Source organism: Leeuwenhoekiella sp. MAR_2009_132 (genome assembly GCF_000687915.1).
In the GTDB taxonomy this organism is placed as follows: domain Bacteria; phylum Bacteroidota; class Bacteroidia; order Flavobacteriales; family Flavobacteriaceae; genus Leeuwenhoekiella.
In genome coordinates, this window is sequence record NZ_JHZY01000002.1 from 815,350 (window position 1) to 831,576 (window position 16,227).

The following is a 16,227-nucleotide window of genomic DNA, read 5'->3' on the forward strand; positions in this document are numbered from 1 at the left end:
TTCCGAAGGAAATTCAGATGTAGCAAACACGCAACGACCTTTATTTAAGCACAAAATAGCAATTATTTTTATACGTTGTTACCACACGTTATTTTTGCTTTTGTAATTCTATTATTTGATTATAAACCTTTCTAACATTAGATATCAAATCGAGTTGCGGGTTGGCTTTCATTCCAGGCCACCAATTCATTCCATTTCCCCATATCATCATAGGGTTTTTAGGTCCGATTGAAATAGTTCCGCTTCCATCATTTTTTTCATTGTATTCGATATCAGATAAAGTCCTAATATTTAAAGATTTCACATTTTTAGAAAATATTCCACTTTTTATAATTATTCTATCCTCTGTTAATCCGTAATAAGTATTTTCTCGTTGTTTTGAGTCAATTATAAATCTGCCGAACACAAATATCAGCCCTATGATTACAAAAGGAATTCCGAATAAAGCAAAAATTCCGCCACCTTGCGAAGCCATAAACATCCAAAATATTGCAAATCCGCACCATAATAGACTGAAAGGTATTAGGAAAATATCTGCTGTTCTAAATACAATACCTTTTTTTGGTTGACCTGTCCAAAGCAAAGTTTCTTTATTGTCTAAATGTTGTCTTAATTCCGATTGTATATCTCCTCTCATTCAGTTTTTTAATGTGTGGTAACGGTTTGTGTATGTTTAGTTGCGTGGTTAAGCACTTAATTTAGCAAATAAATCACAGATAAAATATTCCGCAGGAATGTTCGTAAGTCGGCAGTGACCAAGCAATTAATTATACACGGTGTTACCACACGTTTTTATTATTCATTTCAGAAAATCAGTCTTTCAATTTAACTTCTGATTGAGAATAGAAAAATCAAAATCAAAAGTGTAATTAAATTCGTTTTGAATTTCACATATTCTTGTTTTCTATTTTTTTTATTATTATTTAAATTAAAAATCCACCAACAATTAAAATCGGCAAATAATTTAAAATTATGTCAACATGCCATAATTCCGAAATTCGACTCGCAGTTGCTCCTTCTCCATAAATTCCCCAAAAAGCAAATATCTCAATCAAAATAAGAAGTAATAGAATTCCGAAAAACAGAACTGACCTAATTCCAATTCAGATATAATTGGTTTTAATTTTAAAAAATTCAGACGTATTCATCCAGAAAAAGTTTCAGTTGTTAAGTTCAAACAGACAATTGCTAAAATTATATGAATTCCAATTAAGTAAAATTTCCATTTCGGTTTTTTAGTCAGAATTAGAGCATAGATTGGAATTTGTACAATCGCAATTATGGTCGGCAAAATTCCAATTCCGTTTTTTGTTAAAATAGCAATCATCATTGTAATTGGATAAACAACTTTTGCAAGCAAATAAGTTCCGTGTCCACCACCCATTGAAAATACGACAATGACTAATAAAATTAATGTTATAAAAATGGTAGTTCCGATTTTCATCAAATGTGTGGTAACGTGTTTGTGTATGATTTCGTTGCGTATTTCAGCAACTAATTTAGCAAATACAAACCGAATAGAAAATCCGCGAGGATTTTCGTAAGTAGGCAGTGAACTAGCAATTAATTATACACGGTGTTGTAACACGTTATTTTTTAAATTCCGATTTGTTCTTAATTACGAATGCAATTAATAATTCGGTCAAATTATCTTGATATTCATAAAATTCCGAATCGCATTTGTTCCAGTTTTCCTCCGCTTTTTCTTCAATTAATTCCAGTTCATTTTGTCTTTCAGTTCTTTCTTTGGGAACAGTTCCGTTTTTAAATTCAGAGTTTGCCTTTTTTACAATTTCCGCTGTTTTTTCCGCTCCAATTTCCAAAAGAGCATTTACAGTTTCTTGACTAAAATCTCCACTTGAATTAAAATAGAATTGGTTAAATCCGCCGTTATTTATTTCACGCTCTAAATTTTCCACAAAGAGAAAAGTCCTTTGGGTAGAATTCAGTTTCTCGATATTCTCGCCATATTCAGATTTTGAATTCAGATATGTGTCAATTTTCATAACAATCATATCTCGTCTTTCGATTTTCAAAACTTTTTCTAAATCAAATTCAGTTTGCGCATTTGTGTTGGAAAAGAATAATGACGATATAAATACTAAAATTTTCTTCAATGCACGATTTTTTAATGTGTTACAACGTGTTTGTGTATGATTTCGTTGCGTATTTCAGCAACTAATTTAGCAAATACAAACCGAATAGAAAATCCGCGAGGATTTTCGTAAGTAGGCAGTGAACTAGCAATTAATTATACACGGTGTTGCCACCAGTTATTTTTTCACTAACCATTCATAATTCGGTTTATATTTAAATTCAGATATTTTTAAAATTCCTCTTCTCATTGCTATGTAAATATCATTCGAATCAACAACTGCTGAAGAAGGATAAAACATTCCCCAATAAAAAGGTGCGTTTAAAATTTCGGTCAGTTTCTCGTTTTTGTCAAAACTTAATATATGTTCTGAAGTAAGAATTAAAATATTGTCTTCTTCGTGTAAAACGAAGTTTGGCGCTCCTGGTAATTTAAAAGACTTTGAAACTTTCCATTTCTTCTCTTTTTTCAGTTCAAATATGCTTCCATAACTTGAGCCTAAATGCGCAAGTCCTCTGATGACATATAATTTGTTGTTATAAAGAAATATATCTTTAACTCTGATGTAAGATGTAATTTCATAAGATTTCTTTCCATTTGTAGATAAAAACCACAGTCCACCTCCAAATTCTCCACTATTGAAACCTATAATATATCCATCACTCACCTTTTTAACTGCTCTAATTGAATAGTGATTCTTTATTTTTTTTGCAATTTGTTTTTGACTAAATGGAAGTGAGTCACCTTTGAAATAGTTGTAATCATTTTGACGAATTTTTATAGAATCGCTTATTTTCTCAATAATCCAATGAGTCTTTGAGTTTTTACCTTTCCAATTGTTTTGTTGTGTTGGGATTGAATCTGTTTCAAAATCTTCCAATCCATAATCTTGTCCGAATAACAGAACTGTAGAGAATAGAAATATCAAATTCAATAGTTTTCGATTAATCAGATATTTTGTCATATTTCTTTCAGTTTTCTCAAAACTATACTTTAAAATCAAATTCAGAAACACTGAATGAGTGAACGAACCATTTGGTTGAGGAAATGCGTTTTTTTAATTGGTGGCAACGGTTTGTGTATGATTAGTGGCGTGTTTAAGCACCTAATTTAGCAAATAAAAACCAAATAGAAAATCCGCGAGGATTTTCGTAAGTAGGCGAGAACCAGCCATTATTTTTACACGGTGTTGTGTGCAGTTTTTATTCGCGAGTTCCATAGGAAATTCGCTCTGTTTCTAAATTGTAAATATTAAAATCTCTTGTGCCATTCATAATCCCGTATGATATGCGTTTTCCATTCAAATCATAGATTGAGAAATTTTCATTGCTGTTAAAAATCCCATAAGCAATATAAATTCCGTCATTATTGTAAACAGAAAATCGTTCAGAATCAGTCATATTCCCGTAAGAAATACGTTCTCCATTCAAATTGTATATATTAAATCTGTCGTTTTCTTTCATAAGTATTATATTCTCCTACGTTGTCCTTTGTCTGAAAAAATGGTCAATTCAAAAATCTTATAGATTATTTCTGTTGTTCCATATCCACTCCATTCGTCAAATTCCAAATTTTTATTTTCGTGAAAATATTTTAAATAAAGTGTTGGCATTCCTTTGTAAAAGTCCAGAAAAAGATAAGAGGTGTAATCATAAATTCCTAAATCAGCAAATTCATTCAATACAGAGGTGTTCCAAACAGTACATTGTCCTGTTTTAGATTCGTAGCCAGACATATCAAATCTTTTATGCTGTTTGTCAACTTGTTCAGATTCCAAATATCTCATTGAACTTGATATTCCTTCATCAAAGTTTAATCTTTTTCTAATAAAGTTCATTACTTCTTCTTTAGACCTGTTTTGTAGCTCTTCTGCTGTCATATTTTGGTTTTTTGTAGTTAGTTTGTCAAATTGCACACAACGGTCTCGGCTATGAGTAGTTGCGTGGTTTAGCGGTTAACTTTGCAAGTACACACCAAACTGAAAATCCAGGAGGATTTTCAGAAGTAGGCGAGAAAAAGCAATTACTTATAGCCAATGTTGTGCATAGTTTTTTATTCATTCCAAAGTCGATTCATATAATCTTTGTCAGAATCATTTGTTATAAAATACGTCCAATTCGATTCGTCCGCGATTAAAAAATTAAATGTAACAAACTCTTTCTTGTTTCCGTTTTCGAATACTTTTAATTTATACTGATAAGTCGGGTGAAATATTGAGTCCAAAATTCCATCTCGATAATCAGAAACTTTGCTTTTGTTCCAGTCTTTTATAAATCGTTCAGTTTTAATTCGGTTGAGTTTTTTCCTTTTGTTTAGGTTAATTCCAGAAATCATTATAATTGAATCAACTTTTTGTATATCAATTTTAGTCTTTTGAGATTTTAATTTCGCTATTTTTTTATCACAGATATTAATTATCAAATATTGCCCATTTTTAGGCTCAAATCGAATGCTACAAGAGTCAAATTTATAACCGCTACTGGCAATATATTCTCCGTTCTTTTTCAAGTCAAGAGGGTAATAGTGTGGTCCAGCCCAACCAAGACACTTATTTTCAATTATTTCATATTCGTTGATTGTCCAAGTATTACTTACCTCGCAGTCAGCTCCAAAAGCCTCTCCGATTGTTTTTAAAGCAAAATATCCTCCACCAATAATTAGGACTATCAAAATTGAAATTATTATTAAGGCTATTTTTAATCCTTTGCTCATTTCTCAAATTATGCACAACGGTTTGGCTATGAACAGTACGGGAGCAAACTAGCATTTGCTTTCCACCACGCACATAGCAAAATCTTTTTGTTTTGTTTTTTCTTTTACTTGTTTAAAGCAAAATCCCAAAGATTTTGCGGACTTCATAAATATACACAAACCCAGCAATTAAGCCCGAAGCCCGTATTGTTTATAGGTTGTGTTGTACACAGTTTTTACTGCGCTTCGTTGTTCCATAATTCTTGAAACACATACTTTTTAAGTTTCTGCATAATGGATTCAAATGATTCAGATTCTGATATTTCTTTTTTTAAATCATCCGATTCAATGAATTGTGTTAAAATGTCATCATCATCGTCAATACAATCAGAAATTTCTTTTTTTAATTCCTCAAGAGTATACCTGTCCATTAGTGTCCAATGAGTTTTTATATCAACAATTGGATTGTAAAAAGTATTAGCCAATAACCTAGTCAGAAACTTGTCACTCACTTTATCAGAAGTAAACTCATAAGTCCATTTTTGTCCATTTCCGTCAAACGCATAAGTATTTTCACTTCCATTTAGAACAGCTAGGGCAGTAGCTTTTGTCAAATTAGCATCTGAAGGAATAATGTCTAATCCTTTATTATAAATAGATATGATTGGAAAGTGAGGCTTCATTTAAATTGTGTACAACGTTAATGTATATGGAAAGTTGCGGTTTTGTGTGCGAGGATTTTCCGAAGGAAAATCAGACGTAACAAAACAAGCAACGACCTTTATTTAAGCACAACACCAGCAATTTTTTATATACTGTGTTGTAAACAGTTTTTTATTCAGTTTTTTTCATTTCAAGCGTTATTCCGCTTTCATCAAGATGAAATATTTTCTTGCCATTATTTTCTTTAACTGAAATTCCCATTATTGAATATCCGTCTTCTTGATTTCCAATTTTAACATACTGTTTATTTTGTTCCACTTTCCATTTAGTTCCGTTGGTCATTTCGGTTATCATTCCGAACAATTCAGATTTGGAAGTAGTTGTCAGTTTAAAATTCCCATTCTGATTAAAAAAGAAAGTAGCGTTCTCAAATCCATCTATTAGGGTTTCGAATTGAGGGTTTGTCGGTTTTTTTATGATTTTTTCCACCTTCCATTTTCCATAAATTTCCTTTTCGGATAGTGTTTGTCCAAATACAGTCGAACTTATAGTCAATAGAAATATCAGTGTAAATATCTTCTTCATTTTTTGTATGTTTCTTGGTTTTCGTAAATTGTTTACAACGTTAATGTATATGAGCTGTGGCGTGTTTCGGTACAGACCTTTCTTGATAAAAACTGGCATTGGAAAATCCGTAGGATTTTCCAAGTGAGGACTGACCAAGCCATAGCTTATATACTGTGTTAGCAATAGTTATTTCTTCCGAATTGGTTTTATTTTTTGCGTAATAAATAGGCTTTCAAAATTTGAAATTGTTAGTTTTTCAACGTAATCTACATCTTCTTGGTCAACACCTCCAACAAAAATCATTGTACTTCCGTCAACTTGATAATCTAAAATACTATCAAGTTTAATATTTAATATTCCATTTTCTTTTTCGGTTATAATTAACGAAAGATTAATTTCGGCTTTCTTTTCAGGGATTTCCAACTTGGACAAATACTTGTTATTTTTTAGAGAAAGATAATACAAATTTGATTTTTTAATAATTTCGTGTGTTGTTTGTATATCTATTTGATAATCCGCTTTTTGATTAATTACTCCAGCTTTGCTCGGAACTGAAGTTGCAACAAAAGCAAAACAGCAAATTCCAATTATGACAGGTTTAAAGGCTTTATTTGGACTAATAAATTGCTTAAAGTTTGATTTCCAGTAAATGAAAGAAATTGGTAAAATCGTAAGAGAAATTAAATCTGAATAATCAATTGTTCGGTCAATTCCAATTCCGTAAGAGTGAGCAAAATCAAACATAGGTTGCGAAAATTCCGATTTCCAAAACACAAACAAAAGTCCGCTCAATATATAAATTGGTTTTCCTTTCTTTGGCAATAAACAACTGAAAAAATATGGAAAAGCAAATAGCCCAGCAAAATCCGATAATTTTCCAGTCAGATAGTTATGATATTCATATTTTAGGTATAAATCATTAGTCAGCAATAGGAATATCGAGGCAAGAAATAAAATCCTATATAAGTGTTTTTCTTTCGTCACGATTTTTTTATAATTATTGCTAACGTTTATGTGTAAGGAACGTTGCGTGTTTGTGTGCGAGGATTTTCCGAAGGAAAATCAGATGCTAGCAAACAAAGCAACGACCAAACGGCTTAACTAAAATAAGCAATGTTTTTTACACGGTGTTGTGGTTAGTGTTTTATTCAACGATAAGGTTTTTCCAGTTTTCGATTTGTCCTTTTCTTGTCAAAGTGTCATTTTTAATGTAGTAATCTAGAATTTGCATTTGATTTTTAGTTTTATAGTCCGTTTGCATTTTTTTTAAAATACTATCAGCACTTTTATTTTTATTCACTGTCCTTAAGGCTGTGACAAATTCCAATTTTAAATTAAAATCAGTAGAGTCCACTTTAAGGATGTTTTTGTATTGATTTACACTTTCTTTGTAAAGTTTTAGTGCATTTATACTGTCTTTTTTTAAGTCAAAAACAAATCCTTTAATTAATTTCCAATAAGGTTGGTTTGGTCTAAGTTCGACCATTTTGTTAACGCAACTAAACATTCCATTTATGTCTTTTTTTTGGCTTAATAAACCATATTTGTTTTCATAAGCCTTGAAGTTATTTTTATCTAATTCGATAGCTAAGTTTAGAAGAGTTAGTGAACTATCAATACGAGTTTCATTGTCCAACTTATATTCCGTAAAGACTGCCATAGCTTGTTTAGTAAGTTCGGTAGATTTTTCTTTTTTATTACAGCTTGTTGCTGTGAATATCAGAATTATAATGAGTAAAATTTTATTCATTTAGTAGGTTTTTTGGACATTAACCACAACGTTTATGTGTAAGGAACGTTGCGTGTTTGAGTGCGAGGATTTTTCGAAGGAAAATCAGAAGCTAGCAAACAAAGCAACGACCAAACGATTGAACTAAAATAAGCAATGTTTTTTACACGGTGTTAGCCACTGTATTTATTTTTTAATAATTGTAATTATAGTATCGGTTTCTATATTTCGTTCAGTTCCGTAAATATTTTTTTTATACTTAATTTTTAATTCCGTCTTTTCGTTAATTGATTTAATCGAAACATTTTCAAAACCGATTACTTCTTCGAGATTTATTTCCGCTATTTTTTTTTCCAGCAACAAGTATTTTTTTTCAGTCACATTATATGTACAACAGCGTCCCAAAAATCCTTGATGTTTTGTGTGAATAACAATTTTTCCATTCTCCGCTTTTATTTCATTAGGATAAATTGGGTAGAGAACTATCGAAGCCAAAATAGCAAGAAATATTCCGCCAAACAACCAAAAAAGCAAAGTAAAAATTGGTGTGATTATATAGATTGAAAAATAAATCGCTATTTTTTTAAAAGGTCGTAAACTCAAGAAAAACATTAAAAATCCACTAATATAAATCAGAATAGTTATGAAATAAGCTAAACTGTAATTTAGACTTATTTCAATTATGCTTTTCAGTGCGAAATTCAACAGACCAAAACCCAAAAGGTAGAAATGAATTTTCTTAGTTAAATTTATCATTTGGGTTTTGGTCATATTGTGGCTAACGGTTTTGTGTATGATTAGTGGCGTGTTCCACACACCTAACTTAGCAAATAAAAACCGAATAGAAAATCCGCGAGGATTTTCGTAAGTAGGCGTGAACCAACCATTAATTATACACGTTGTTGGCAAATCGTTTTTTATTTCCAGTAATAATATAATCGGATTCTATATGTTGATGCTCCGAAAATCATATTTAATTTCATAAATCTTTTGTCCGATTCCCATATTGTATTCCGAGACAAATAATCTGGTCCACCATAATCAGATTTCGTTTCTTGTGGTCCATTGTCTTGTTTAATCGGTTGATTGAATTCTTTAATCAGTTGCTTTTTAATTCGTTCATATTCCGAATTATATTCAATCAGTTTAGTACTTTGTTTTTCCCAATCTTTTTTCTTGTCGTTGTAGTTCCCGTAACGATTATTTTCCCAATCGTAACTAATATATCTCAAGATTGAGTCAGATTTTGAGTAAAAATATTCCGCATAAATTGGTAGTAAACTTGTTTTTTCTCTGCGAACAATTAGGGGTTTTGACATATCAAACTCCTTTACTCTCGGAAATATACTTTCCGACAGACTAACGTTCATTTCTATAAATTCTAAATCGGGATTTAATTCAGATTCAAACTTTTTTACTTCTCCGATTTTAGATTGTTTTGTCCATAAGTTCAGTTTTTTCGAACTTGAACATCCTATTAGAACAAAAGTGAATAAAATCAGAAGTGTAAATTGTCTTGTCATAGGTTTTTCTCAAATGTTTGCCAACGTGTTTGTGTATGATTTGTGGCGTGTATCAGCACCTGATTTAGCAAATAAAAACCGAATAGAAAATCCGCAAGGATTTTCGTAATTAGTCGAGAACCAGCCATTAATTATACACGGTGTTGGCAGTAGGCTTTATTTTTCTCACAAAATCGTATTCAAAATGTCCCTTTTGTAATTCTAATAAAACTCTATCTCCAACTTTTAATTTATTCCACAAGTTCGGTTTTATTTCAAACCTTCTTTCAGATTCTTTTATTTTAATAAAAATCCAATGTGACCTATTCTTTTTTCCACCAGTACTTTTTCGATTAATAGTAAATTCAGTAAGCACTGTTTGTTTTTCGGCATTTTTTTTATTCAGAAAACTTGTAGTTGAAATAGTTAATCCTGTTAAGCCAAAAACAAAACCAAAAATGACCGAATATCTCCTTCCGCTTTCACTAAATACTGAAGGTTGAAATTTATAAAGAAAAAACAAGCCAATTAAACTGAAACTAAATCCTAAAAAGCCAAAATTTTTCCAAAAACTTGACTCCTCAATTATATTTTCAATATTGCCCATTTGAAATATTAAAAATACTAGCCCGGAAAAAAATAAAACCATTGATAGGTGACTCCAAATTTTATCTTTTAGTTTTGGTTTTTTCTCACGAATTGTTTTCGTTGGAAAAATATAAAATAGGATTTCTTCAGAGTTAGAAATAAACCAAATTAAACTTCTCAATATTATTAAGATAGCTAAAATGTTAAAATATCTCAACCAAGAAGTTTCATTTCCAAATACTATGATAATTAAAATTCCAATTAAAATAATTATGGAATGATTCCGAATTTGTCTTTTATGCGTTTCGTTCATTTCAGCTTACTGCCAACGGTCTCGGCTATGTGTCCGTAGCGTGGTTTTATAAACTAAGATAATAAAAAGAAACTGGCTAGAGAAAATCCGTAGGATTTTCCAAAAGTTCAGGGAAGCAGCTATGGCATATAGCCAATGTTGTGCAACATTGTTTTATTCAAGGAACATTTTAGCAAACTTCCCACTTAACTTATAAGTAGAACACTGATTAGTATGAATAACATAATTTCTATCTGCTATTTTATTCCATTTTTTCAAAGTTCGTTTATCCGACGAAAAACAGTCCATTATAGAATTATGAATTTCATTTGAGGGCGGTGGTTGCAAATGTTCACTGTCTGATTTGTCAGATTTATTTTGAGCTTTCAAAGCCTTAAATCCCTTTATGTGAATACCAAGCACTAAATATTCTTTGTCAAGTTCAAATAATTCTTGGCAATTTCCAGTAGAAAATTGATTTATAACAAGATTTTCAAGATCGTTCGGCCCTTTTATAATTGAATCAATTTTGAAATATCCGTTCAAATTCGATTCTTGATCGTATCTGTCAACTGGTATTCGTTGAGTGAATTTTCCGATTACAATTACGTCACTATTTTTTTTCATTTCCGCTACATTTTTATTATCCAATTTTGAACAAACACAGAAATTTGGTGAAGAAGATTTAAAAGGGAGAAATAACAGGATTACAATTGCAATTATAAGTTTCATCGCGGTTTGTTAATGTTGCACAACGTTGATGTGTATGATTAGTGGCGTGTTTAAGCAACTAATTTAGCAAATAAACACCAGATAGAAAATCCGCGAGGATTTTCGCAAGTAGGCGAGAACTAGCTATTAATTATACACGGTGTTGCCATTAGTTTTTTATTCATCGTCTTCTGGTAAAAGCACAACAAAAAAATCAATTACCAATGAAGTTATTTCTCCGTTTTTATCAATTCCCCAAAATGCAGGATACATTCCATCTCCGTAACCTGATTGAAACATTGTAATATTTAAGTTAGAATTCGGAAGTTTAAAGTTTATCCAATTACCATAATCCTTTGGGTCATTTTGGTCTTTTGCACTTTTCTTAAATTCCATTGCAAAAATTTCGTCATAAATATTCCCATTTGGGTTTGACTTCATAAAGTCGTCTTGAAATTTCAAATATTCCACTCCAGCTTGAATGTCAAAAAATCCACCTAATCCAGCGTCAACAGGAAATCCAAAAAAATCTCCTTCGTCAATCAATTCGTTAATGTCTTCTCCGTCTCTTAAGGCTAAAACCCATTTTATTGCTTTTTTTTGATTAAATTCCAACTTTGCGATGGCATATCTGTCTCCAGATTTTTCTGTTTTAACTTCATAAATCTTTATAGGAAATTCCCCTGTTTTAACCTCTCTAGTTAGTGGTTTCATATCAGGTGTAACAAGTGGGTCGCACACTACTATTTTACCTGTTGGGACTTTTAATTTCCCAATTTCAATTACTGAAATCGGCATTCCTTCGATTGTGTCATTTTCAAAAATCTGGTTGTAATCTGCGTGCGAGAGAACTTCTGATTTCTTTTGGCTTTTCTTTTTAAATATGTTGAACATTTCTTGGTCTTTTTCCGAGTTATTTTTCTGTTGTGAATTACAAGCTGAAAAGCTTAAAATCAAAAGATAAATTATTATTAGGTTTTTCATTCTCAAATTAATGGCAACGGTCCCGTATAAAAGCTTTAACGGGTTTCCGGCTTTTTATGTGTTTTGGCTTTATTAGCGTTGGCAGAAAAAGCCGAGTTACTTACTTTTCATCAACAGCACTAAAATACTATAATCCTTTAACAAACGAACAACAAAAGCGCCGTTATTGCTTTTATGCATTGTTGTTAAATGTATTATCGGTCTAAGATCGACTAAAACAGAAAAATGATTTTTTCCTTTAGGGTTGCTTTTGCGAACTGCTTAGATACAGTTTTGAAAATCATTTTTTCCATCCGCAACCTTAGCAAAAAAGCGACACTAGGGAAGGAGTAAGACTTGTAAGTTTAGTAGAAAGTGAGGTATGAAACTCAATATATTTCGTTCATTATAGATCTAAACAAAATTTATATTTTACAACGTTGATGTATAAGGAAAGTTGCGTGTTTGTGTGCGAGGATTTTCCGAAGGAAAATCAGAAGCTAGCAAACGAGCAACTAACTTTGGTTTGGCTAAAACTAGCAATTTTTTTTATACGGTGTTAGCCATAGTTTTTATTCGGTTCTTAATTCAGTTTTAAATTCCAACCAAATAGTCAAAATATTTTCCGCATTATCAATTTCGATATCGTCAGTTGTATTTATAATTGTTAGCGATAAATTATCTGTCAGCTTTATTTCCGCTCGTTTTGTATTCCGCCAAATCGGTCCAGAGTTTTCTCGGTCCAATTCTTTTTCATTCAAGTATGATTTTCCGATAACATAATATGGAATCACGTATAAATGGTGATTGTCATAATCGTGAGGCATTAATTCGTCCATTCCTTGTCCGACAGCTTTAGTCAAATCAATTCCTAGTTTTTTGTCAAGACCATTTAATTCAGATTGAACATCGGAAATTTTACTTACATAATCCACGCAATCAGGACAATCGCAAATAAATCCATTTTGAGTTGCATAGAATTTTTCCGTTTCTATTCGGTTAATTTCTAATTTTATATTTCCTAATTCTATGGTTGTCATAAATTATGGCTAACGTGTTTGGCTATGGTTTCGTTGCGGAATGGTTCGGCAGAACTATTCCGCCGTAAACCAAAGTTAGTAAATACGCAGGAATTTCCGAGAGGAAATTCGGCCGCAATGAACTATAGCCGGTGTTAGCTACTGTGCTTTTTTTCTTTTTGACTCAATAAATATTTTTCCGTTCAAAGGTGTCCAAATTCCAATAGCATTGTCATTTTCAGTTCGGATTTTTTGTAATTCGTACACTTTGTCGCTTGTCAAGTCTCCCCAATATTTGAGAGGTATTTCTTTTATGATTCCAAATAGTAACTTGTCTCCGCCTTCACAGGTTGTGTCAATATGAAGTTCAGTCGGTTCAAAATTCAGTTCATATTTCAATTGACCCTCGTCATCATAAATTTTCCAAATTCCAGTTCGGTAATAATGAAAAGCACGAAACGCTCCTCCTGCACCACAGCCTATATAAGAGCCCAATTTGTAGTTCCCTTCCATTTTTAAGGTTCCGCTTTTAGAGTATTCTTTCCAATATCCAACTTTTAGGTCACTAACTCCGTATTTGCTAACAGCGAGAGCTCCTTTCCCTGAAATTATTCCGTTATTTTTTAATTCAATGATTGTATCTTTTTCAGGAATTCCATTTTCTAATTCTCCATATAGCTTATTATCAGAAATATAAATTCCTAAATCTTCCTGTCCAATTATTGTTTGATACTGAAATAATGTAACTAATATTATAATTGTGATTCTCATTTTCGGCATTGTAGCTAACGGTCTTGGCTATGGTTTCGTTACGGAATGGTACGCGAGTATCATTCCGCTGTAACCATAAATTTAGCAAAAAGGCTTGAAATTCCGATTAGGAATTTCAGCCGTAATGAACTATAGCCGTTGTTGTGTGTAGTGTTTTATTCGTTATTAAATAATTCGATTTCACTTTTATTGTTGTCAAACTTTTCTTTGGCCTTAAAGATAAATCCAAGGATAAAAATTGCCACAAAATTTATATTTATGTATGTCAAATCAGGGTCAGAATTCCAATTCATTTTCCAAGTTGTCACATTAAAATTCAGACCAATTATAAAATCATTTGTCAAGTCAACTTTAAGTCCAGCGAGTATTCCAGATGTATATTTAAATCCATAACCTAAAACTCCAAATCCTATTACTTGCAATGCTTGGTTTATCATTGAAAAGTTTATTCCCTTTTCATATTGCTTTTTGATTAGTAAAAATCCACAATAGATTGTATATATCATTAAACCTATGGCAATTAAATATATAACCATTAACGGTCCATTCAGAACAGGTTGATTCATTAGAATATATAAAGTAAATAACAGTCCGATTATTCCACCAATTAATTGATAGTATCCGAGTATATTCAGCTTTTTTAGGGTGCTATTCATTCGTTATTTTGGTTTTGGACATTACACACAACGGTCCCGCATAAAAGCTTTAACGGGTTTTCGGCTTTTTATGTGTTTTGGCTTTATTAGCGTTGGCAGAAAAAAGCCGAGTTATTTACTTTTCACCAACAGCACTAAAATACTATAATCCTTTAATAAACGAACAACAAAAGCTCCGTTATTGCTTTTATGCATTGTTGTTAAATGTATAATCGGTCTTAGATCGACTAAAACAGAAAAATGATTTTTTCCTTTAGGGTAGCTTTTGCGAACGGCTTATATACAGTTTTGAAAATCATTTTTTTCATCCGTGACCTTAGTAAAAAATCCACACTAGGGAAGGAGTAAGACTGGTAAGTTTAATAGAAAGTGAGGTATGAAACTCAATATATTTCGTTCATTAGAGATCTGAATAAATTTTATATTTTACAACGGTCTCGGCTATGAGTAGTTGCGTGGGTTAGCGGTTAACTTTGCAAGTACACACCAAACTGAAAATCCGCGAGGATTTTCAGAAGTAGGCGAGAACAAGCAATTACTTATAGCCATTGTTAGGGTGCGTTTTTATATTCAGTTTATTTATTCCAGTTCGATATTTTTCCGATAAATAAATTTCGGTTGTATCATTTCCATTACTCGAACTACTTCCCGAAATGTTTATATGATTTTTTCTTAAAACTAATTCAAGACTATCTGAATTTGTTGTTTTTATTATAATATCTCTTTTTGGGTCAAATTCTAAAGTTCCGTTTCCTTGATAAAATTCAAATTCGTTTCTGAAAGTTTTGAGATATTCTTTATTGCTTTCAGTTAGCCAATCCAAGTCTAAAGTTTCATTTAGTCTACTTACGGCTTGCTCTTTTTTTCCAGCTAAGGTTTCGAGCATTGCGTAGTTGACCAAAGGACTTAAATCCATTTCATCTTTAACTTTTGGATTATCCGTTAATTCAAGAGCTTTTTTATAGTTTTCAATTGCTTGTTCTTTTTGTCCATTAAATTCATAAAGTCCGCCTTTTACTTGGTAGTAATATTCGGTTTCTTTTTGTTCAGCTGGTATTTTTTCTAAAAGTTCGAATGCTTTTTCCAGACTATCTTGCTCAACATAAACTCCAATTAGTTCATATCGGATAAAAGTATTGGATTGGTCAATTTCGATAGCTTTTGAATAATTTCTTTTTGCGTTTTCCAAATCTCCATTCATTCTGTATTCAACTGCTTTTTCGTTTAATTCAGTCACACGTTTTTTGTCCGCTTCCGAAATCGAATTTTTGCAACTACTTACAATGAAAAGCAATAATATGATGTATGTGATTTTTTTCATTTCAAATGCACCCTAACGTTGATGTGTATGGTTAGTTGCGTGGTTAAGCAACTAATTTAACAAATAAATCACAGATAGAATATTCCGCAGGAATGTTCGTAAGTCGGCAGTGACCTAGCAATTAATTATACACGGTGTTGGCGTTAGTTTTTTTATTTAAACGATTTATAAGTATTCCAATTTTGGTCAGTTTTGTTATAAGTCGTTAGCTCATATTTCGGATATTTCTTTTTTAATTTTCCAATCTCACATTAAATTCCGCTAAATCTTTTGTGTAAATCACAAATTCTCGAAATCCAGAAGTCGTAATAGTGATTGGAACAATTGAATTAAAGTCGGATTCTAAAAAGTCAAATATATCGTCTTCGAGATTATCCAATTCAGGTTCGTTTTCAATGTCAGGTAATCCGTCAGCATTTGGCGATAACATTTTGAAAGCAATTCCGCAATTCGTTGAATAATTTTTATTTCCAGCAATTTTGTCGCACGCAACGTTTTTCCGCACAAACATTGGTTTTCCATTATTTTCTCCAGTCGAAACACTCCAACTTTCGGGAATTTCAGTTATTAATTCCGATGAATTTGATTCGTTTTTTTTCTTAAATATATTGTCAAAAATCCCATAATTTTAATTTCTGTTCGGTTTTCTCAAATTAACG

At 31.6% G+C, this 16,227-nt stretch carries 21 protein-coding genes; all 21 read right to left on the reverse strand.

What is annotated here, in order from left to right; translation table 11 throughout:
- Positions 1-88: 88 nt before the first annotated feature.
- Positions 89-637 (reverse strand): PH domain-containing protein, encoded by a 549-nt coding sequence (locus P164_RS03455; protein WP_028375078.1) that lies wholly within the window; start codon positions 635-637, stop codon positions 89-91.
- Between the two features lie 507 nt (positions 638-1,144).
- A complete protein-coding gene (locus P164_RS03460; RefSeq protein ID WP_028374945.1) occupies positions 1,145-1,444 on the reverse strand; it encodes a hypothetical protein in 300 nt (99 codons plus the stop codon).
- 145 nt (positions 1,445-1,589) lie between these two features.
- Positions 1,590-2,117: a DMP19 family protein gene (locus P164_RS03465; protein WP_051621177.1), complete on the reverse strand. Its 528-nt coding sequence runs from the start codon at positions 2,115-2,117 to the stop codon at positions 1,590-1,592.
- 156 nt (positions 2,118-2,273) lie between these two features.
- The gene (locus tag P164_RS03470) at positions 2,274-3,059 is read right to left on the reverse strand and encodes a hypothetical protein (protein WP_028375080.1); all 786 of its coding nucleotides are present in this window, start codon (positions 3,057-3,059) and stop codon (positions 2,274-2,276) included.
- Between the two features lie 238 nt (positions 3,060-3,297).
- Positions 3,298-3,525: a hypothetical protein gene (locus tag P164_RS03475; RefSeq protein WP_125411740.1), complete on the reverse strand. Its 228-nt coding sequence runs from the start codon at positions 3,523-3,525 to the stop codon at positions 3,298-3,300.
- A gap of 38 nt (positions 3,526-3,563) precedes the next feature.
- Positions 3,564-3,974 (reverse strand): hypothetical protein, encoded by a 411-nt coding sequence (locus P164_RS03480; protein WP_028375082.1) that lies wholly within the window; start codon positions 3,972-3,974, stop codon positions 3,564-3,566.
- Positions 3,975-4,147: 173 nt separating this feature from the next.
- On the reverse strand, positions 4,148-4,807 hold the full coding sequence (locus P164_RS18560; RefSeq protein WP_028375083.1) for a hypothetical protein: 660 nt from the start codon (positions 4,805-4,807) through the stop codon (positions 4,148-4,150).
- 215 nt (positions 4,808-5,022) lie between these two features.
- Positions 5,023-5,469: a hypothetical protein gene (locus P164_RS03490; RefSeq protein WP_028375084.1), complete on the reverse strand. Its 447-nt coding sequence runs from the start codon at positions 5,467-5,469 to the stop codon at positions 5,023-5,025.
- A 151-nt stretch (positions 5,470-5,620) separates the two neighbouring features.
- Positions 5,621-6,034, reverse strand: coding sequence for a hypothetical protein (locus tag P164_RS03495; RefSeq protein WP_125411741.1), 414 nt, complete (start codon positions 6,032-6,034; stop codon positions 5,621-5,623).
- A 168-nt stretch (positions 6,035-6,202) separates the two neighbouring features.
- Positions 6,203-7,000, reverse strand: coding sequence for a hypothetical protein (locus P164_RS03500; protein WP_159106003.1), 798 nt, complete (start codon positions 6,998-7,000; stop codon positions 6,203-6,205).
- Positions 7,001-7,160: 160 nt separating this feature from the next.
- Entirely contained in the window at positions 7,161-7,766 is a 606-nt protein-coding gene (locus P164_RS03505; protein ID WP_028375087.1) for a tetratricopeptide repeat protein, read from the reverse strand.
- Between the two features lie 165 nt (positions 7,767-7,931).
- Positions 7,932-8,516: a hypothetical protein gene (locus tag P164_RS03510; protein WP_125411743.1), complete on the reverse strand. Its 585-nt coding sequence runs from the start codon at positions 8,514-8,516 to the stop codon at positions 7,932-7,934.
- 146 nt (positions 8,517-8,662) lie between these two features.
- Complete coding sequence (locus tag P164_RS03515) at positions 8,663-9,268, reverse strand: hypothetical protein (RefSeq protein WP_028375089.1); 606 nt, start codon at positions 9,266-9,268, stop codon at positions 8,663-8,665.
- Between the two features lie 127 nt (positions 9,269-9,395).
- Positions 9,396-10,148, reverse strand: a complete 753-nt coding sequence (locus P164_RS03520; RefSeq protein ID WP_028375090.1) for a hypothetical protein — start codon at positions 10,146-10,148, stop codon at positions 9,396-9,398.
- A 153-nt stretch (positions 10,149-10,301) separates the two neighbouring features.
- Entirely contained in the window at positions 10,302-10,859 is a 558-nt protein-coding gene (locus tag P164_RS03525; RefSeq protein WP_028375091.1) for a hypothetical protein, read from the reverse strand.
- A 156-nt stretch (positions 10,860-11,015) separates the two neighbouring features.
- Complete coding sequence (locus tag P164_RS03530) at positions 11,016-11,822, reverse strand: DUF4241 domain-containing protein (RefSeq protein WP_081817310.1); 807 nt, start codon at positions 11,820-11,822, stop codon at positions 11,016-11,018.
- Positions 11,823-12,373: 551 nt separating this feature from the next.
- Positions 12,374-12,841 (reverse strand): hypothetical protein, encoded by a 468-nt coding sequence (locus P164_RS03535; protein ID WP_028375093.1) that lies wholly within the window; start codon positions 12,839-12,841, stop codon positions 12,374-12,376.
- 138 nt (positions 12,842-12,979) lie between these two features.
- On the reverse strand, positions 12,980-13,591 hold the full coding sequence (locus tag P164_RS03540) for a hypothetical protein (RefSeq protein ID WP_159106004.1): 612 nt from the start codon (positions 13,589-13,591) through the stop codon (positions 12,980-12,982).
- Between the two features lie 155 nt (positions 13,592-13,746).
- Positions 13,747-14,247, reverse strand: coding sequence for a hypothetical protein (locus tag P164_RS03545; RefSeq protein ID WP_028375095.1), 501 nt, complete (start codon positions 14,245-14,247; stop codon positions 13,747-13,749).
- 535 nt (positions 14,248-14,782) lie between these two features.
- The gene (locus P164_RS03550; RefSeq protein ID WP_028374956.1) at positions 14,783-15,568 is read right to left on the reverse strand and encodes a tetratricopeptide repeat protein; all 786 of its coding nucleotides are present in this window, start codon (positions 15,566-15,568) and stop codon (positions 14,783-14,785) included.
- 232 nt (positions 15,569-15,800) lie between these two features.
- Positions 15,801-16,187: a DUF695 domain-containing protein gene (locus P164_RS03555; protein WP_316930196.1), complete on the reverse strand. Its 387-nt coding sequence runs from the start codon at positions 16,185-16,187 to the stop codon at positions 15,801-15,803.
- Positions 16,188-16,227 lie beyond the last annotated feature (40 nt).